Source organism: Paenibacillus endophyticus, assembly GCF_014192395.1.
In the GTDB taxonomy this organism is placed as follows: Bacteria; Bacillota; Bacilli; order Paenibacillales; family Paenibacillaceae; genus Pristimantibacillus; species Pristimantibacillus endophyticus.
Genome location: NZ_JACHXW010000033.1, coordinates 1 through 18882 on the forward strand (window position 1 = coordinate 1; position 18882 = coordinate 18882).

The following is an 18882-nucleotide window of genomic DNA, read 5'->3' on the forward strand; positions in this document are numbered from 1 at the left end:
GCGTTCCCATACCGAACACGACCGTTAAGCCCTCCAGCGCCAATGGTACTTAGACCGCAGGGTCTTGGGAGAGTAGGACGTCGCCAAGCACGAGAAACCTACCGCATTTATGCGGTAGGTTTTTTGTTTTACCCGTTATTATGATTTATTTTCTAAAGGTATATGTATAAACGGCCTGCAACGACACCAAGCTAATGGTAAATGATTTTTAAGGAGCACTTGACCTTTTGCGGAAATTGCATATAATAAAATCAAGGTCAAAGAAAGTCAAAGTCAATTGTCCGAATATTTGGTGTATGACTGATTTGATTGTAACACCTTTACTGTTAATTTGTTTCAATTTTAGTTTTATTGGTTATTTCTCAGGGAGGTTGGTGGTTTGCGAAACATTTCCGATCTCATCGAGCAGTATTTGAAGCATATGCTCCAGGATAGTCCGGAGGGCGCAGTAGAAATTCAACGCAATGACTTGGCTGACAAATTTTCATGTGTACCTTCGCAAATCAATTATGTAATCAGTACTCGATTTACCATGGAGAAAGGATACATGGTTGAAAGTAAGCGCGGAGGCGGAGGCTATATCCGAATACATCGGATTGATCTTCCGGCACTGAAGGCAATTCAGTTCCACATCGAAGAAACGGTGGGGGAATGCGTGGACCAAGGTGCGGCGGAAGGACTTATTTATCAGCTTGAGGAAGCAAGGCTTATAACCAAACGCGAAGGGAATTTGCTTCGTGCGGCAGTCCATCGCGATACCATCGCGCTCAAGCTGCCGTTAAGAGATGAAATTCGGGCGCGGTTGCTTAGGTCCATGCTTATCTCACTGCTCGTTAAATAACGAACAGCCGTTAATACCGGGAGGAGGGATCAGGCTTGTTTTGCCAAGAATGCGGCCAAAAGCCGGCTACGCTTCATTTTACAAAAATCGTCAATGGTGAGAAAACCGAATTTCACATTTGTGAAAGCTGTGCTCGTGAGAAGGGAGAAGGCATTCCTGGCGCGCCGAATAGTTTTTCCATTCATAGTTTATTGTCAGGTCTTCTTGACTTCGAGCAGTTAGGAGGTTCGGGTATCGTCGGTATTAAGCAGCCAACGCTTCAATGCGAGGAATGCGGCCTTACTTATACGCAGTTCAGCAAGATCGGTCGTTTCGGCTGCAGCTCCTGTTATCAAGCGTTTGAAAGCAAGCTCGATCCGCTGCTCAAGCGTGTTCACAGCAGTACCGTGCACAGCGGCAAGATTCCCAAGCGCTCAGGCGGTCAAATCCAGTGCAAGCGGGAAATTGAGGAGCTGAGGCGGAACCTGCAGGAGAAGATTGATCAAGAGGAGTTCGAGAGCGCGGCACAGCTGCGTGACCGGATACGCGAGTTGGAACGAAAAATTGCAGACCTGTAGGCTGGCATAGAAGGAGTGAATGATCCTCTTGACTAAGCATCGATTCTCACAGCATGCGCTTAGTGAATGGATGAAGGACACTGGCCCCGAATCCGAAATTGTCATAAGCAGCAGAGTGCGGGTAGCGCGTAATTTACGTCATCAGCCTTTTCCGCTGCTTGCAACAAATCAGCAATCCAAGGATGTAATGGATCAGCTCACAGAAGTGAGTCAGAGCGGCAAGCTGCAGTCTATTGGTTCTTTTGAGACGATCGTATTATCGGATTTGAGTGAGCTTGATAAAAGGGTGCTTGTAGAAAAGCATTTAATCAGTCCTAATTTAGCGAATGATTCGCGATGCGGGGCCGTTATTTTGAGCGATAACGAATCTGTTAGCATAATGATTAACGAAGAAGATCATTTGCGCATTCAATGTCTGTATCCGGGTTTTCAAATCCAGGAAGCATGGGCATTGGCCAGCGGAATTGACGATATTTTTGAGGAATCTGCGGATTATGCCTTTGATGAGAAACGCGGTTATCTGACGACTTGTCCGACGAATGTGGGAACGGGCATTCGAGCCTCGGTTATGATGCATCTTCCGGCTCTCGTGCTTACGTCGCAAATTAATCGCATATTGTCAGCGGTAACGCAGGTTGGATTAGCCGTTAGAGGATTGTATGGCGAAGGGAGTGAGGCACTTGGCAATTTATTTCAGGTGTCGAACCAAATTACGCTAGGACAATCGGAGAATGAAATCATTGAAAATTTATACGGCGTAGCAAGGCAAATTATTGAGCACGAGAAGGCTGCTCGCAAGCGGCTGATGCATGATTCAAGATTAAGGACAGAAGATCGCGTGAAAAGATCGTATGGGATATTATCACATGCCCAGATTATGGATTCGAAAGAATCTGCGCAGCGACTGTCTGATGTAAGGCTCGGCGCAGACCTCGGCATATTGCCGGATGTCACGCCGCATATGTTAAACGAGCTCTTAGTCATGACTCAGCCTGGATTCTTACAGCAAACCTTCGATGAGAAGATGAGTCCAGACCAGAGGGATTTCAGAAGAGCAGAACTCATACGCAATCAATTGCGTGTGGAAAAAGGCCATGGGGGTGCGTAACTATGATGTTTGGAAGATTTACGGAGCGAGCACAGAAGGTGCTGGCATTGGCGCAGGAAGAAGCGGTTCGTCTAGGACATAACAATATAGGTACGGAGCATATTTTACTTGGTCTTATTCGCGAAGGGGAAGGCATAGCAGCAAAAGCATTAATCGGGCTGGGACTCGGGCTTGAAAAAATTCAGGACGAGGTTGAAGCATTGATCGGCCGCGGTCAAGAACAGCCTAACAATATTGCTTATACGCCTCGCGCGAAAAAAGTAATTGAGCTCTCGATGGATGAGGCAAGAAAGCTTGGACATACGTATGTAGGCACGGAGCATATTCTGCTCGGCCTTATTCGTGAAGGAGAAGGCGTGGCAGCGCGCGTGCTCAATAATCTCGGCATTAGCCTTAATAAGGCTCGTCAGCAAGTATTGCAGCTTCTAGGCAGCAGTGAGGCCGTATCGAGCAATCACGGATCTCAAGCCAACGTAAGCACGCCGACGCTAGATGGTCTTGCCAGAGATTTGACCGCCTATGCAAAAGAAGGAAATCTTGATCCTGTTATTGGGCGCAGCAAGGAAATCGAGCGCGTTATTCAAGTGCTTAGCCGCCGTACCAAAAATAATCCCGTACTGATTGGCGAACCGGGCGTTGGTAAGACAGCCATTGCCGAGGGTCTTGCCCAGAAAATTATTGAAAATGAAATTCCTGAAACATTGCGTGATAAACGCGTAATGACGTTAGATATGGGTTCGGTTGTAGCGGGTACGAAATACCGCGGCGAGTTCGAGGATCGTCTTAAAAAGATCATGGACGAAATTCGGCAAGCAGGCAATATCATTCTCTTCATCGATGAGCTTCATACACTTATTGGTGCAGGCGGGGCAGAAGGAGCGATTGACGCATCGAACATTCTAAAGCCGGCATTGGCACGCGGCGAATTGCAATGCATCGGCGCTACGACGCTGGATGAATACCGGAAGTACATCGAGAAGGATGCGGCGTTAGAACGCCGATTCCAGCCGATAACGGTGGATCAGCCATCTCCTGAGGAAGCGATTCAAATTTTGTACGGTTTGCGTGACCGATATGAGGCACATCACCGTGTGAAAATTACGGATGAAGCGATTGTGCAAGCGGTGAAGCTGTCAGATCGCTATATTCCAGATCGGTTCCTGCCGGATAAAGCGATTGATCTTATTGATGAAGCTGGTTCCAAAGTGCGTTTGAATTCTTACACGGTACCTCCCAACTTGAAACAGCTAGAAAACCGTCTTGAGGATATTCGCAAAGAAAAGGATGCAGCGGTTCAGAGCCAGGAGTTCGAGAAAGCTGCGGCGCTTCGTGATACGGAGCAAAAAATTCGCGAAGAGCTCGACATTACGAAAAACCAGTGGAAAGAAAAACAAGGGCGTACTGATTCTGAAGTAACGCCGGAGGATATTGCTCAGGTCGTTGCAAGCTGGACAGGAATTCCGGTAAGCAAAATGGCCGAAGGCGAAACCGAGCGCTTGCTGAAGATGGAAGATATCCTCCATGATCGTATCATAGGTCAAGAGGATGCGGTTAAATCGGTTTCGAGAGCTATTCGCCGTGCTCGTGCAGGCTTGAAGGATCCGAAGCGTCCTATCGGCTCATTCATATTCCTAGGTCCGACTGGTGTAGGTAAAACAGAGCTGGCAAGAGCGCTTGCCGAAGCGATGTTCGGAGATGAGAATGCCGTTATCCGAATCGACATGTCGGAATACATGGAGAAGCACTCTACGTCCCGTCTAGTCGGAGCGCCTCCGGGCTACGTTGGCTATGAAGAAGGCGGCCAATTGACCGAGAAGGTTCGCCGCAAGCCTTACTCCGTGGTGTTGCTCGATGAGATCGAGAAAGCCCATCCGGAAGTATTTAATATTTTGCTGCAAGTGCTTGAAGATGGCAGACTGACCGATTCGAAAGGACGTATGGTCGATTTCCGCAATACTTTGATCATCATGACTTCGAATGTCGGCGCCGATCAAATTAAAAAGAATTCTTCCTTGGGCTTTACCGCCGTTCAGGATGCAGGACGTGATTTCTTGCAAATGAAGGACAAAGTTATGGCGGAGCTTAAGAAAAGCTTCCGTCCTGAGTTCTTGAACCGTATCGATGAAAGCATCGTGTTCCATTCGCTTGGTGAGGAGCATATCGCTCAAATCGTAACGCTGATGTCAGAGGAGCTTCGCAAGCGCCTGCGCGAGCAAGAGGTTGACTTCCTATTGACCGATGCTGCCAAAGCGTTTCTTGCCAAAGAAGGCTACGACCCGCAATATGGAGCACGTCCGTTGCGTCGTGCTATTCAGAAGCATATCGAGGATCGCTTATCAGAGGATCTGCTAATGGGCAAAATCCAAAAAGGCGATACGTTCACAATCGATGAAAAAGACGGCGGCTTAACGGTCAGCAAGTCTATTTCGGAACAAGAGCCTGAGGAATCCACAACCAAGTAATACAACCCAATAATCGTTTAATGCGAGCTGTCCCGCGAACAGAAACATCAGTCTGCGGGACAGCTTTTATTTTGCAATTAATTGACAATGAGAATCATTATCGTATAATAGAAGAATAGGATGCGATACAATAGGAGGAACAACGATGATAGTTGTTACCAATACGATAAAAGTAAAAAAAGGTTATGGGGAGACTGTGGCTAACCGATTCGAAAATTCAAAGGGAATTGATTTATCCCCAGGGTTTTTACGAATGGAGGTATTGTTCACGGAAGGACTAGAGGAGTGCGATGAGCTGAAGGTCAGCACGACTTGGGAAAATAAAGCGTCTTTTGAGGGCTGGGTGAACAGTGACTCCTTCCGGCAAGCACATGCATACAAGGGATCGCATAAGTCCGCGGAAGGGAAGCAAACAGAATGCGTAATGCTTGGTTCGCAGCTCACTACGCATCGCGTACTAGTTGCCAGACAAGCGGGAATTGTACAGCACAGTGAAGGCGTGTCGGATGCTGAATGAATGTTACGAATATAAAGGTATTGGAGCGCTCTCTTATCCACTGTGGATAAAGGGAGCCTTTTTTATGCCGTTTTTTCAAGCTGCTGCTGTGGGGATATGTTGATGACTTGTGGATAATGTTGATAAGTTGTTGGCAAATCTGTGGATAGAATAAAAAAACGGGCAAATGGGATAGGTTTAGCTGTGGTTAACGAATAATAGCTAGGTTATCGCCTTTTTTTCGTGCACAATGTGGGTTTATACATGGGGGATAAAATGGTAAACTTTATATAGTGTTAGTTTAAGCAGAATCGCTAGGGTTGGCTTCATCTATTCATGCTAGCCCATAACGTTTAAGGAGTATAGAATGGCCAAAATAAAAACGAAGTTTGTTTGTTCAGAATGCGGGACCGAATCGGCGAAATGGCTTGGCAAATGCCCGGGCTGCCATGCATGGAATTCCATGGTCGAAGAGAAGGAAACAGTGGTTAAAACGAAGGGAGTCGGATTGTCTTCGTTTCATGCGAAAGAAAAGCCGCAGTCCATCATACATATAGAAAGTGGGCAAGAGCCACGTATTGAAACAAGGATGCTTGAGCTAAACCGCGTGTTAGGCGGAGGCGTTGTGCCGGGCTCATTAATCCTTGTCGGCGGAGACCCAGGTATCGGGAAGTCAACGCTGCTGCTCCAGACCTCGCATGCCCTTGCCGTGAAAGGGCTAAAGGTTCTTTATATTTCGGGAGAGGAGTCGGTACGGCAAACGCGGCTTAGAGCGGATCGTCTAGGTGCCTTGACGGAATCGCTGTATGTATTATGCGAGACCAATATGGAGCAAATTAACGATGCGATCGAATCGGTTCAGCCGGATTTTCTCGTCATTGACTCCATACAGACCGTATATGACCCCAATGTGCAATCTGCGCCTGGAAGCGTATCGCAGGTTCGTGAATGTACAGCGCATTTCATGAGAGTAGCCAAAATCAAAGGAGTTGCAACGGTTCTGGTCGGCCACGTTACGAAGGAAGGGGCTATTGCCGGCCCAAGATTGCTTGAGCATATGGTCGATTGTGTTCTTTATTTCGAGGGAGAGCGCCATCATACTTATCGCATTTTGCGTGCTGTCAAAAACCGTTTCGGTTCGACGAATGAAATCGGCATTTTCGAAATGGGCGAGGATGGACTTCGGGAAGTTTCGAACCCTTCAGAATTGTTCTTATCCGAGCGGCCGCTTGGCGTATCTGGTTCGACGGTCGTTGCGAGCATGGAGGGAACTAGACCCGTACTCGTGGAGCTCCAGGCGCTAGTGGCGACAACAAACTTTCCATCCCCGCGAAGAATGTCAACGGGTATCGACCACAACCGCATGGCGCTTATAATCGCGGTGCTCGAGAAGCGCAACGGAATGTTTTTGCAAACGCAGGATGCTTATTTGAATGTGGCAGGCGGTGTAAAGCTTGACGAGCCGGCAGTCGATCTCGCGGCTGCAGTCAGCATTGCCTCCAGCTTTCGAGACGCGCCAACGAAGCCATACGATGTTATATTTGGCGAGGTTGGGCTTACGGGTGAGGTTCGCGCAGTATCTCGGGCGGAACAGCGGGTGAAAGAAGCAGAGAAGCTGGGCTTCAAACGCGTTATTATGCCGGAGAAAAGTTTAAAAGGGTGGAAGCCGCCCGAAGGTATTGAAATTATCGGCGTAAGCACAGTGTCGGAAGCACTTAAGGCAGCGCTTGGATAGGGGGGCAGACGATGAAAGAACCTACTCAGCTTGAAATTATGAATCAATTGTTGCAATTAGTCGCACCAGGTACCCCTTTTCGTGATGGGCTTGAGAATGTGCTTCGGGCCAAAACGGGGGCATTGCTTGTTGTAGGCTACAGTCCTGAGGTTATGGAGGTCGTCGATGGGGGTTTCTCCATTAACTGCGATTTCTCGCCTAACTATTTGTATGAGCTAGCCAAAATGGATGGCGCGATTATACTAAGCGAGGATATGCGAAGGATATTGTATGCGAACACGCAGCTCATCCCGAACAGCTCGATTCCGTCGATAGAAACGGGAATTAGGCACCGTACGGCGGAGCGCGTGGCGAAGCAGACCGGCAAGCTGGTCGTTTCCATATCCCAGCGGCGCAACATCATTACACTTTACCAAGGCAACCTCAGATACTCTCTGAAAGATATGGGCGTCATTCTAACGAAAGCGAATCAAGCGATTCAAACGCTGGAGAAATACAAAGCGGTGCTAAGCCAATCATTTACGAATTTATCGGCGCTTGAGTTCGAGGAGCTGGTTACCCTCCAGGAAGTGGCTCATGTCATCCAGCGCGTTGAGATGGTGCTGCGAATAAAAATGGAAATCAAACGCTACGTGAATGAGCTTGGTACGGAAGGCCGTCTTATCAGCATGCAAATGGATGAGCTGGTTGGAGGCGTGGAAGAGGACGCCTGGTACTTACTTAAAGACTACGCGAAAGAAAATTCGGATGAAAAAATCCGGGAAATTCGTGCTGGTCTGAAAAAACTAAGCTCGGATGAGCTATTGGATGCACCGCCAATCATTCGGCTAATTGGTTACCAACATACAAGCAATATGAATGATGAATCCGTCTCGCCTCGCGGATACCGTTTACTGAACAAAATTCCTCGATTGCCGCTCATCATCATGAATAACTTAATTGAACGTTTTGGACGTCTGCCTCATATTCTGATGGCCACAATCGAGGAGCTGGACGAAGTAGAGGGCATTGGAGAAGTACGTGCACGTGCGATCAAAGAGGGTCTTAAGCGGATTCAAGAGCAGATGTTCATTGACAGGCAAATCTAAATCCCATACAATAGATAGAATGTGGTTCTGTACGAACTTGTGCATTCGTTCGTGTTTTGGGGCATAGTAGAGAAGAGGTGGAAAAGATGATCGCAAAATCGATACCGAGCCTTCTCACGGTGGGGAATTTATTCTTAGGAGTAATCGCCATCATTCTTGTATTTAATGAAAAACCAGATACAGCGGCAATGATGGTTTTGATCGCCATGCTGCTTGATGGTGTAGACGGACGCGTTGCTCGGGCGCTGAACGTTCAAAGCGAATTCGGTAAGGAGCTTGATTCGTTATCCGATGTCATTTCGTTTGGCGTAGCACCAGCTTTTATTATGTACGTTGTTGCTTTTCAAGATCTTAGTCCCGCCTTGGCGTGGATTGTTACGGCGTTGTTTCCCATATGCGGCGCACTGCGGCTTGCTCGCTTTAATGTGATTTCAAGCGCTCCAGGCTATTTCATCGGTCTCCCTATACCGGCAGCCGGAGGCGTCCTAGCGACAATGGCTTTATTCAAAGACGACATTTATGTTTCAATACTGTTAACAAGCACGGTTGTACTTTCTCTGCTCATGGTGAGTACGATTAAATATCCAAACTTCAAGAAAGTTGGCATTCCGAAGAGTGCCGTTTGGGTTGTACCGATTATCATTGTAGTGGCTGTGGTGCTTGGTTTGTTTTTCAAAAATGATCTTTCCAAAATACTGTTTGTACCGCTGCTGTTATATGCGCTGTACGGCCTAAAAAAAAACGTTGATCGCCGACTGCCCAAGCGGAATCGGAAACGTAAGAAGCGTGACGAGGTTGTTGATGATACCGTCCAATCAGAAAAACCTGCATGACATGCAAATAAATACGAGAAATGAGAAAATAGCGATTCGAACACAGCAAATTGTGTTTGGAATCGCTATTTTTTGTGTATTTATTAGTTATTTGATTATTAATGCATTATGTAAGAATCAATTAACGAAAAAATAAATATATTTTCAAATGGTTAGTCGCATAATAACAGTTATACGACAAAATTAGACACTATAAACGAATTTGTTACTTACTATTATATGCCATTAATACCATCTTAACAACGTTGAGAGCGGTTGTCTAGGTCAAAAGAACCTTTTGATCCAGTCTTCTAGATATAGCTGATTAATACATCCTCTACATAATCAGAAGCCGATTTGGCAAGCTGTTCCACCGTATGCAGGTAGCGTTGCGTCGTATTGATATGTGCATGGCCTAAGCTTTCTTGAACCTGTTGCAAAGAGGCGCCATTCAGCAAGGCGAGTGTTGCGTTAGTATGCCTCAACCAGTGAGGTGTAACGGGCTTGTCCAATCCAGTTTTGGAACAAGAAATCTTAATCATTCGCTCAACTTGCCTTGACGATATACCGAAAATAACAACATCGGAACGATTGCTTAGATTAGGCTGGCGGTCGAGATAGCGAGAGTATAGCATCCATAAATGGCGAGGAACCTTGATATCCCTTACTTTCCCCCCTTTGCCCTTCGTAACCGTAAGCCACACGGTGGACTCTAACGGGTCTGAATAGAAATCACACCATTTGACTGCACATAGCTCAGAGACGCGCAGTCCAAGCAGGAGAAGGCTCAAAGCAATTAAATAGTTGCGCTCATTGTCATGCTGCAGAAAATGCAGAAGCTTGCCAACTTCGTTTTTTGTGAGAAAATGCTTTTTGCTCGTTAAGGGAATAACGGGGAGGCGGACACTGCTGGTCGGGTTCTGTTTGAACAAACCGATGTTGGGATCGCAGCCCCATTTATATAAAGATTTGAGAGCGGCAATAATGGCAGAGATGGTCGCGGGAGCCAGCGGGAGCCCGGTTTTCTCGTTTTTTATGGACATCAGAAAGAGTTTGAATGCTTCTATTTCTCGCCAAGAAACATCATTCAGGTCTCTTCCGGATATGAACAGGCGAAAGCGTTCGATTGCTCTGAAGTAGCTTTTGAAGGTATGTTGGGATTGGCTTCTGCTGCTCAAAAACATTTGGATTTTTTGTTCGTCTGTAAAGCGCGGTTCTTTCTCGGGCATTACGTGCAATAAGGCTTTTTCTTCAAAAATAGCTTCTGTTCTCATCAGATATCCTCCTCTTGTTGTCGTATAACTGTTATTATGCGACACCTCGCTGTATGTATATTTTTTCTAATCTATAGACTATGATTTACAAAAAAAGTTACAAAGGCAACTGAATTGTCATTTTAATTCGGTTTTAATTCGGTTGAAGAGGAGAAACGGATGACGATTAGTCAGAGCTATGCGGAAGTGATTTCTATGCAGCATACGGGCGCGGGCAGTTGGATGAAGTACTTGATGTATAAGAGCCCTGCTACGTACAGGCATTGTGTAAGAGTAGCTTTGTTAGCCGAAATTGTTGTTCCATATTTACCGATTGATGAGAAGGAGCATGCTGCGTTCATTAGAGGGTGCTTTCTTCACGACGTAGGGAAAACGAAGGTGCCGAACGATATTTTGCATAAAAAAGAGAGATTGAACGACTGGGAGTGGAGCGTACTTCGCAAGCATCCTGTCTATGGTGAGGAGATCCTTCGAAACCAATCTTTTTATGACGAAAATATTTTGCAGTTGGTAAGGTTTCATCATGAGCGATATGATGGAGCGGGATATCCGGAGGGCAGGAAAGGCGAGCAGATTCCTTTGTTTGCAAGAGCCTGTTCCGTTATCGATGCGCTGGACTCGATGTTATCCATGCGGCCTTATAAGAAACCGCTAACTGCATCCGAAGCTTACAGAGAGCTTGAGCGACACCGGAATACGCAATTTGACGCTGTAATCGTTGATTTGGTGCTGGAGCTTCCGGAGCATGAGATAGGGATATATTTGAACGGCATATAAAAAAAGAGAAATAAACCGGTAATAAAAAAAGCTTTGGAGAGAGAGGCTCCCCAAAGCTTCATGCTGACAGCGTTCTTGTATGCTACGTTAAATTAAACAGACCTAATGTTGAGCATTTGTCGTATTCATCTGCAATAACCTCATCCAACTGAATATCCAGCAAGTTGCACAATGCAGTCATGTAGAACAGATTGCGCCCTAAATCATTCTTAAGCGCGTCACGGCAATGCTCGCAAACGGCGCCAGTGAGATGACTTTGCAGCGTCGTTTTGGCATTCTCAAGATTCAGTTCATCCGAATATTGCTGCTTGCGTGCGTTCAGCTCGATACAGCCGCAGTCAGTGACTGCTTTCGTGACTGCGCGATTGACCGAAGCGCCGGACTGTCCGAATTTGGACATAACATCTAACAAGCTGCGGTGCCTAAGCAGCAATTCGGATACTTGCTGCTGAAATTGATCCAGTGTAGGAGCGCTCATCGGTTCCACCTCTTTCACCAACCTCGTATGTTGAAATCTTTAACTCCATTATAAGCTTGAACCCGACCGTTTACAAAATGTGAATTATTAAAATTTATAAATGTTTGCAATTAATAGGCGCCCCCACGGTTAACAAGGCAATTATTGGAACATAATTGTAGTGGAGGTGAACCATAATGGTTAGACGAATTATTCAATTGATGGGGATGTTGTTCGGTGGTATGGCAGGTGGCGAGGTATACGGATGGGTGAATGGAGCGGCCGTATGGTCAGGCTCATCCTTCGGTATGCTGCAGCGATCCGGCACTTATTACATGAATGTAGCCATTGGCGCGGTTTTTGGTGTAGTTGTGGCAACGATGCTCGCAGGTCAAATTATCCGTTATATGCAAAAAGGAGCCGAGCAGGCGGCTGAGCTTCCGATGCAGCAGCTTATCGCGGGCGCGGGAGGGCTTCTTGCAGGTTTATTGCTTACTGTATTGATCTATCCAGCGGTATCGGGTCTTGAAGGACTCGGAAGCTTAATTCCGGCAGCAATGATGGTATGCTTTGGTTATTTGGGCATGCGCATTGGCTTGAATAAGCAGCAGGAGCTTGCAGACGGGTTTGCTGCCATGCTGGAGAAGCGCAGGGTTGCGCCCGCAGCTGACGAGGCTGGCGGCTACGAGGAACATAAGATACTCGATACGAGCGTTATTATTGACGGACGGATCGCGGATATCTGCAAGACTGGATTCATTGAAGGCACGCTGGTCATTCCGGAGTTTGTGCTCGAGGAGCTTCAGCACATTGCAGATTCATCCGATTTGCTTAAACGCAATAGAGGACGCCGCGGGCTTGATATTTTGAACAAAATTCAAAAAGAGCTTGATGTGAAGGTCTTGATTTATGAAGGGGATTTCGAAGAGATCGGTGAGGTGGACAGCAAGCTTGTGAAGCTAGCCAAGGCGCTGCATGGGAAAGTCGTGACCAACGATTTCAATTTAAACAAGGTATGCGAGCTGCAGGGTGTTTCTGTGCTCAATATTAATGATCTAGCTAATGCAGTAAAACCAGTTGTTTTACCGGGAGAAGAAATCATCGTACAAGTGATAAAGGACGGTAAAGAGCATGGGCAAGGCGTCGCTTATTTGGATGACGGCACGATGATCGTAGTTGAGGGCGGCCGCGAATACATTGGCACAACGATGGAAGTGCTCGTGACCAGCGTGCTGCAAACCTCAGCTGGGAGAATGATATTCGCAAAGCCGAAGCTGTTGGAAAAAGCGCTATAACAAGGTATGATAGTACTATTGTTTAAGCGCAAACGGCTGACGCCGCTCCATGGCGGCAAAAGCTCGTTTCGCGGTGAAGGATAGGGCAGCTATAAGGAAAGCTGTATAGACGCATATCCTTTAACACGGTATGAGGCGGGTCGGTACATGGGAGCAGATTGGGGAGTCATCATCGTAGCGGCCGGTAAAGGCACGCGGATGGGTACGAAGGAAAGCAAGCAATATTTGCAGCTGGCGGACAAGCCTATACTTGTTCATACGCTAGAGTTTTTTCAGTCACTGGATTGGGTCAAGGAAGCGGTGCTTGTCGTCGGAAGCGACGATGTGGAACGCTGCCGCGATTGGGTGAAGGAATATGGAATGTCGAAAGTAACGGCAGTTGTAGCCGGAGGAACAGAGCGGCAGCATTCCGTACATTGCGGGCTGCAGGAGCTGTCAACGGACTGGGTGATGGTCCATGACGGGGTACGCCCGCTTGTCACCGCTGAGGCTGTGCGCGCATGCTGTACGCAAGCGGAACAAAGCGGTGCCTCCGTACTCGCCGTTCCTGTTAAAGATACGATTAAACAAGTCAATGAAGCGGGCGTGATCGTCTCTACGCCAGACCGCCGAAGCTTGTGGGCGATACAAACGCCGCAGGCTTTTCGGCGCGTCTTGCTGCTGGAAGCGCATGAGCGGGCTTTGGCGGAGCGGTTCGTTGGGACGGACGATGCGATGGTGGTTGAGCGCATGGGCGTGAACGTTACGGTCGCTGAAGGGGAATACACCAATATTAAAATAACGACGCCTGAGGATTTGCCGTGGGCGGAATTTTTGCTTGCGAAGCGTCGTGCCGACAGAGCAGAGGGGAAAGGTGAACAAAGATGATTCGAGTGGGACAAGGATTTGACGTGCATCAATTGGTAGAGGGTCGTCCGTGTATAATAGGCGGGGTAACGATTCCTTATGAAAAGGGGCTGCTAGGCCACTCAGACGCGGATGTGCTTCTTCATGCGATTACGGATGCCATTCTAGGCGCGCTTGGGCTTGGGGATATCGGCAAGCATTTTCCTGACACGGACGCAGCATACAAAGATGCTGACAGCTTGAAGCTGCTTGAGGACGTATGGAAACTCGTGCGCGAGCGCGGCTATAAGCTTGGCAATATCGATTCGACCATTATAGCGCAGCGGCCCAAAATGCTGCCGTATATTCCGCAAATGACGGCTGTCATTGCAAAGGCGCTGGAAGCGGACATTTCACAGGTAAACGTCAAAGCAACGACAACCGAGCAGCTTGGCTTCACGGGACGCGGTGAGGGGATTGCGGCGCAATCCGTTGTTTGTCTAATCATGGATGTGATATGATCGGATTTATTCATGGAGAGGCATTGCTTGCGGAGACCTGCAATCGCTACGCTAAACTTTTAGGAGGTAATTGGAGATGACAGCAGAGGTAAGAGTTCGTTATGCCCCGTCACCGACGGGCCATTTACATATCGGCAACGCTAGAACGGCCTTATTTAATTATTTGTATGCAAGAAACAAAGGCGGCAAATTCATCATTCGGATCGAAGATACCGATGTGAAGCGCAATGTTGCTGGCGGGGAAGAAAGCCAGCTCAAGTATTTGAAGTGGCTGGGCATCGACTGGGATGAAAGCATCGATATTGGAGGCGGCTACGGACCGTATCGGCAGACAGAACGCCTCGACATTTACAGCAAGTATTGGCAGGAGCTGCTAGATCGAGGTCTTGCTTACCGGTGCTACTGTACGGAGGAAGAGCTGGAGCAGGAGCGGGAAGAGCAGACAGAACGCGGCGAGACGCCTCGCTATTCCGGTCGCCATCGCCATCTGACCGAAGAGCAGCGTCAGGCTTTCGAAGCGGAGGGCCGCGTACCGAGCATCCGCTTTATCGTGCCGGAAGGGCGTACCTATGCATTTGATGATCTAGTTAAAGGCTCGATCAGCTTTGATACAGCCGAAATGGGCGATTTCGTCATCGTGAAGAAGGATGGCATACCTACGTATAATTTTGCGGTTGTACTGGACGATTATTTGATGAGAATCAGCCATGTGCTACGCGGCGAAGATCATATTTCGAATACGCCGCGCCAACTGATGATCTATGAAGCTTTTGGCTGGGCGCCTCCTATATTCGGACATATGACGCTTATCGTGAATGAACAGCGCAAGAAGTTAAGCAAACGCGACGAGTCTATTATTCAGTTCATTTCGCAGTATGACGATTTAGGTTATCTGCCTGAAGCCATGTTTAATTTCATAACGCTATTGGGCTGGTCGCCAGAGGGCGAGCAAGAGATCTTTACGCGCGAAGAGCTGGTCTCCGTATTCAATGCGGATCGATTAAGCAAAAGCCCTGCCGTATTCGATACGCAGAAGCTGAGCTGGATGAATAACGAATATTTGAAAAAAGCTGACACGGCTCGAGTGGTTGATCTATGTCTGCCGCACCTTCAGCAGGCGGGCCGCGTTGAGAGTGAACTCGACGCTGCTGGACGCGCATGGGTGACGGATTTGGTTGCCCTGCATCAAGACAAGCTGCGCAGCGCTTCGGATATCGTGCCGATGACGGAGCTTTTCTTCCGCGATGCGGTGGAGGACGAGGAAGAGGCAGCAGCGGTTCTGGCGGAGGAGCAGGTTCCGACCGTTCTCCAGGCTTTCTTGACGCTTATTGAAGCGGGCGAGACGCCATTCGAGGTTGACGGCATCAAGGACATGATTAAAGCCGTTCAGAAAGCTACCGGCTTTAAAGGCAAGCAGCTGTTCATGCCGATCCGGGCAGCGCTGACGGGACAGACGCATGGTCCTGACCTTAATCAATCACTTGCTTTGCTCGGCAAGGAGAAGGTTGTTAAGCGTCTTCGGAACCGTCTGGCTAGTTAGTCAGTTTAACGGGCATAAGGGTAAGCAAAACGTACGGATAGAATACCCTTGTCACTTTTTTGGGTATTCGGTATACTATGACTAATAGAAGAATGAATCGAACGGCCATGAACAGGAGAAGTACGTTTGCTTGTGGATTCGCAGAGAGGACAACCGTCATTCGAATCGACGCCCCATTTTGGTGCGGCTATGAGACTCGGATGGGGCTGCAAGTTGTCTGGTCCGCCGAACGGAAATATGCACCTGGGAGCTTTGTTCCGAGCTGCTTCAGCATGACATGCACGATCAGTAGGATTAGGCGGAGACGCATAATCGTTCTTGAAGGCGTACATGGGACTGGGCAGGGTAGGCAGCAACGTATCGTCTGCGTTAAAGACTTTGAGATGAATGATCCAAGGCTACGTCGCCTTGCTTGTTCAAGCAGAGTGGAACCGCGAGATTGCACGCCTCTGCAGCATAATATGCTGCAGGGGCTTTTTTTATTGGAAATTTATGAGCGCATGAAAAAGGAGCATTGCTTATGTTTCGTCACTTTCGATCGGACATCCAAGCGGTTTTTGAGAATGATCCGGCTGCACGCAGCCGCTTCGAGGTTGTTTTCACCTATTCGGGCTTGCATGCCATATGGGCACACCGCATTGCTCATCCGTTATACCGAAGAGGCTGGTTCACGATAGCTCGAATGATCTCTCAGGTAAGCCGGTTCATGACAGGGATAGAGATCCATCCAGGCGCGCGAGTCGGCGATCGGCTGTTTATTGACCACGGCATGGGTGTCGTTATCGGGGAAACCTGCGAGATTGGCGATGACGTTGTGATCTATCAAGGCGTCACTCTGGGCGGAACCGGCAAGGAAAAAGGTAAGCGCCACCCGACAATTGGCAATAATGTAGTTATTGGTTCCGGAGCGAAGGTGCTGGGCTCCTTCCAAGTGGGCGAGTTTTCCAATATAGGCTCCAATGCGGTCGTGCTTCGGGAAGTGCCGACGAATTGTACGGTAGTCGGAAATCCTGGGCGCGTCGTGAAGCGAAACGGCGAGCGGGTAGGCGACCGTCTAGACCATACGCAGCTCCCGGATCCGGTAATTGAAATGTTCCGTACGATGCAGAAGGAAATTGATGAATTAAAAACCGAGCTGAAGCAGCTTCGGGAACCAGTGGCCGGAGGAGAGATACGAAAATGACAGTATCCATTTACAATACAGTTTCGAGGCTTAAAGAGCCTTTTGTACCCCAAGAACCGGGTAAGGTCAAAATGTATGTATGCGGTCCAACCGTGTACGATTATATCCATATTGGCAATGCACGCCCTGTCATTTTCTTTGACGTTGTTCGGCGGTATTTGGAGGAGTCGGGGAATGACGTGCAATACGTCGTTAACTTTACGGACGTGGACGACAAGCTTATCCGCAAAGCCGAACAGCTTGATACAACAGTGCCTGAAGTAGCAGAAAAGTTCATTGCGGCATTTTATGCAGACATTGAAGCGCTTGGCGTGCATAAGGCAACGCTCAATCCGCGAGTAACGGAGCATATTCCTCAAATTATTGCGTTTATCCAAGGTCTAATCGACAAAGGCTATGCATATATGAGCGATGGCGATGTTTATTTCCGAACGGCTGCTTTCGCTGATTATGGGAAGCTGTCGCATCAGAACATCGAAGAGCTGCAGTTTGGTATTCGTGTTGAGATTGGCGACCGCAAAGAGAATCAGCAGGACTTCGTATTGTGGAAAGGCGCGAAGCCGGGAGAGATTAAGTGGGAAAGTCCTTTTGGGGAAGGGCGTCCGGGCTGGCACATTGAATGCTCGGCTATGGCTCGCGCTTACCTTGGCGATACGCTTGATATTCACGGAGGAGGGCATGATCTGCAATTCCCCCACCATGAATGCGAAGTGGCGCAATCCGAGGCGCTGACAGGAAAGCCGCTGGCGAATTATTGGATGCATAACGGGTACATTCATATCAATAATGAGAAGATGTCCAAATCGCTTGGCAATGGCATCACGGTACATGAGCTTGTGAAGCGGGTTAAGCCTCATGCGATTCGTTACTTCATGCTTTCTACGCATTATCGCAGTCCGCTTAATTTCAGCGATGATACCGTAGCTCAAGCAGAGAATAGCGTGGAGCGGATCGCTAATTGCGCGGTCAACCTTAGGCATAGGCTTGCAGCGTCTGCAGGCGGAGCAAACCAAGCGGCAGCAGGAACTGGACTTGTCGCATCTGATGATGCAGAGCTCGATGCAAGGCTGAAAGTTATTCATGACCAGTTCCATGCCAAAATGAGCGATGATTTCAATACGCCAGACGCAATTACCTCCGTGTTTGACTTGGTTGCCGAGGCGAATCAATATCTCAATCGATCCGAAGCAGCCGCAGGCGGGGTTAGTGCTTTGCTCACGCTGCTCGAGCACATGGATGCGGTGCTTGGCTTGCTGCCGCAGCAGCAGGCGGACTCAGAGCTGCTTGACGCGGACATCGAACAGCTTATCGTAGAGCGTACGGAAGCAAGAGCTTCGAAAAATTGGGCGAGAGCGGATGAAATTCGGGTACTGCTCACAGAAAAAAACATTGTTCTTGAGGATACGCCTCAAGGTATCCGCTGGCGGCGCAAATGAGCGAGCGCATAGATGCGAACGCACTGTTGTTTCACGCACCCTCCAAAACGCCGCAGCTGATGAATCCCGTCATCCTTGCATATATGGGCGATGCTGTGTTCGAGCTTTTGGTAAGGCAGTATTTAATATCGCTACCTAACCAAAAGTCTCATCATATACACCGTGAGGCAACAAAGTTTGTTTCGGCTAAAGGCCAGAAAAGGGTGCTTGATCTATGGCAGCCGCATCTGACTGAAGAAGAGGCGGACATCGTCCGCCGCGGCCGCAATTCAAAATCGGGAGCACCTCCCAAAAATGCGGACCTTGCAGATTATCGGCTTGCTACGGCTTTGGAGAGCTTAGTCGGTTATCTTTATTATGAAGGACGCATCGAACGCATGCATGAGCTATTTTCGATTGCCATCGGCAAACAACAGACAGTCGAAGGCTAAAAGAGCTTTGCACGATACTATAAAGATACGAGGAGGGTAACCGA

The 18882-nt window shown here is 48.2% G+C and carries 18 protein-coding genes and 1 rRNA gene; 17 read left to right on the forward strand and 2 right to left on the reverse strand.

The window, feature by feature from the left end; translation table 11 throughout:
* The 9 genes from rrf to pssA all read left to right on the forward strand — a co-directional run.
* Positions 1-89, forward strand: a 5S ribosomal RNA gene (gene rrf, locus FHS16_RS30405); the annotation flags it as partial.
* A gap of 290 nt (positions 90-379) precedes the next feature.
* On the forward strand, positions 380-841 hold the full coding sequence (locus FHS16_RS30410; protein WP_183571336.1) for a CtsR family transcriptional regulator: 462 nt from the start codon (positions 380-382) through the stop codon (positions 839-841).
* 35 nt (positions 842-876) lie between these two features.
* A complete protein-coding gene (gene mcsA, locus FHS16_RS30415; RefSeq protein WP_183571338.1) occupies positions 877-1398 on the forward strand; it encodes a protein-arginine kinase activator protein McsA in 522 nt (173 codons plus the stop codon).
* A gap of 19 nt (positions 1399-1417) precedes the next feature.
* Positions 1418-2506 carry a protein-arginine kinase McsB gene (mcsB, locus tag FHS16_RS30420; RefSeq protein WP_183571340.1) on the forward strand — a complete coding sequence of 363 codons (1089 nt, stop codon included), beginning with the start codon at positions 1418-1420 and terminating at the stop codon, positions 2504-2506.
* Between the two features lie 2 nt (positions 2507-2508).
* Positions 2509-4968, forward strand: a complete 2460-nt coding sequence (gene clpC / locus FHS16_RS30425) for an ATP-dependent protease ATP-binding subunit ClpC (protein ID WP_183571342.1) — start codon at positions 2509-2511, stop codon at positions 4966-4968.
* A 145-nt stretch (positions 4969-5113) separates the two neighbouring features.
* Complete coding sequence (locus FHS16_RS30430; protein WP_183571344.1) at positions 5114-5485, forward strand: antibiotic biosynthesis monooxygenase; 372 nt, start codon at positions 5114-5116, stop codon at positions 5483-5485.
* 346 nt (positions 5486-5831) lie between these two features.
* Positions 5832-7199, forward strand: a complete 1368-nt coding sequence (gene radA, locus FHS16_RS30435) for a DNA repair protein RadA (protein WP_183571346.1) — start codon at positions 5832-5834, stop codon at positions 7197-7199.
* Between the two features lie 11 nt (positions 7200-7210).
* On the forward strand, positions 7211-8287 hold the full coding sequence (gene disA / locus FHS16_RS30440) for a DNA integrity scanning diadenylate cyclase DisA (protein ID WP_183571348.1): 1077 nt from the start codon (positions 7211-7213) through the stop codon (positions 8285-8287).
* 86 nt (positions 8288-8373) lie between these two features.
* Positions 8374-9120, forward strand: a complete 747-nt coding sequence (gene pssA / locus FHS16_RS30445; protein WP_183571350.1) for a CDP-diacylglycerol--serine O-phosphatidyltransferase — start codon at positions 8374-8376, stop codon at positions 9118-9120.
* A 290-nt stretch (positions 9121-9410) separates the two neighbouring features.
* On the opposite strand, the gene FHS16_RS30450 is transcribed toward pssA, so the two are convergent.
* A complete protein-coding gene (locus FHS16_RS30450; protein ID WP_183571352.1) occupies positions 9411-10373 on the reverse strand; it encodes a tyrosine-type recombinase/integrase in 963 nt (320 codons plus the stop codon).
* A gap of 159 nt (positions 10374-10532) precedes the next feature.
* On the opposite strand from FHS16_RS30450, the gene FHS16_RS30455 reads away from it, so the two are divergent.
* Complete coding sequence (locus FHS16_RS30455) at positions 10533-11150, forward strand: HD-GYP domain-containing protein (protein WP_183571354.1); 618 nt, start codon at positions 10533-10535, stop codon at positions 11148-11150.
* Between the two features lie 82 nt (positions 11151-11232).
* Here FHS16_RS30455 and FHS16_RS30460 read toward each other — a convergent pair whose 3' ends face one another.
* The gene (locus tag FHS16_RS30460; protein ID WP_138756310.1) at positions 11233-11628 is read right to left on the reverse strand and encodes a nucleoside triphosphate pyrophosphohydrolase family protein; all 396 of its coding nucleotides are present in this window, start codon (positions 11626-11628) and stop codon (positions 11233-11235) included.
* 176 nt (positions 11629-11804) lie between these two features.
* On the opposite strand from FHS16_RS30460, the gene FHS16_RS30465 reads away from it, so the two are divergent.
* From FHS16_RS30465 to FHS16_RS30495, 7 genes are all read left to right on the forward strand, one after another.
* A complete protein-coding gene (locus FHS16_RS30465) occupies positions 11805-12902 on the forward strand; it encodes a PIN/TRAM domain-containing protein (RefSeq protein WP_183571356.1) in 1098 nt (365 codons plus the stop codon).
* Between the two features lie 147 nt (positions 12903-13049).
* On the forward strand, positions 13050-13769 hold the full coding sequence (gene ispD, locus FHS16_RS30470) for a 2-C-methyl-D-erythritol 4-phosphate cytidylyltransferase (protein ID WP_183571358.1): 720 nt from the start codon (positions 13050-13052) through the stop codon (positions 13767-13769).
* Positions 13766-14248 (forward strand): 2-C-methyl-D-erythritol 2,4-cyclodiphosphate synthase, encoded by a 483-nt coding sequence (gene ispF, locus FHS16_RS30475; RefSeq protein WP_183571360.1) that lies wholly within the window; start codon positions 13766-13768, stop codon positions 14246-14248. Before ispD ends, ispF begins: the two co-directional genes overlap by 4 nt.
* 76 nt (positions 14249-14324) lie before the next feature.
* Positions 14325-15788 (forward strand): glutamate--tRNA ligase, encoded by a 1464-nt coding sequence (gene gltX, locus FHS16_RS30480; RefSeq protein ID WP_183571362.1) that lies wholly within the window; start codon positions 14325-14327, stop codon positions 15786-15788.
* A gap of 520 nt (positions 15789-16308) precedes the next feature.
* Positions 16309-16971, forward strand: coding sequence for a serine O-acetyltransferase (gene cysE / locus FHS16_RS30485; RefSeq protein ID WP_183571364.1), 663 nt, complete (start codon positions 16309-16311; stop codon positions 16969-16971).
* Positions 16968-18407, forward strand: coding sequence for a cysteine--tRNA ligase (gene cysS / locus FHS16_RS30490; RefSeq protein WP_183571366.1), 1440 nt, complete (start codon positions 16968-16970; stop codon positions 18405-18407). Before cysE ends, cysS begins: the two co-directional genes overlap by 4 nt.
* A complete protein-coding gene (locus tag FHS16_RS30495) occupies positions 18404-18838 on the forward strand; it encodes a Mini-ribonuclease 3 (protein WP_183571369.1) in 435 nt (144 codons plus the stop codon). Before cysS ends, FHS16_RS30495 begins: the two co-directional genes overlap by 4 nt.
* Positions 18839-18882: the final 44 nt, after the last annotated feature.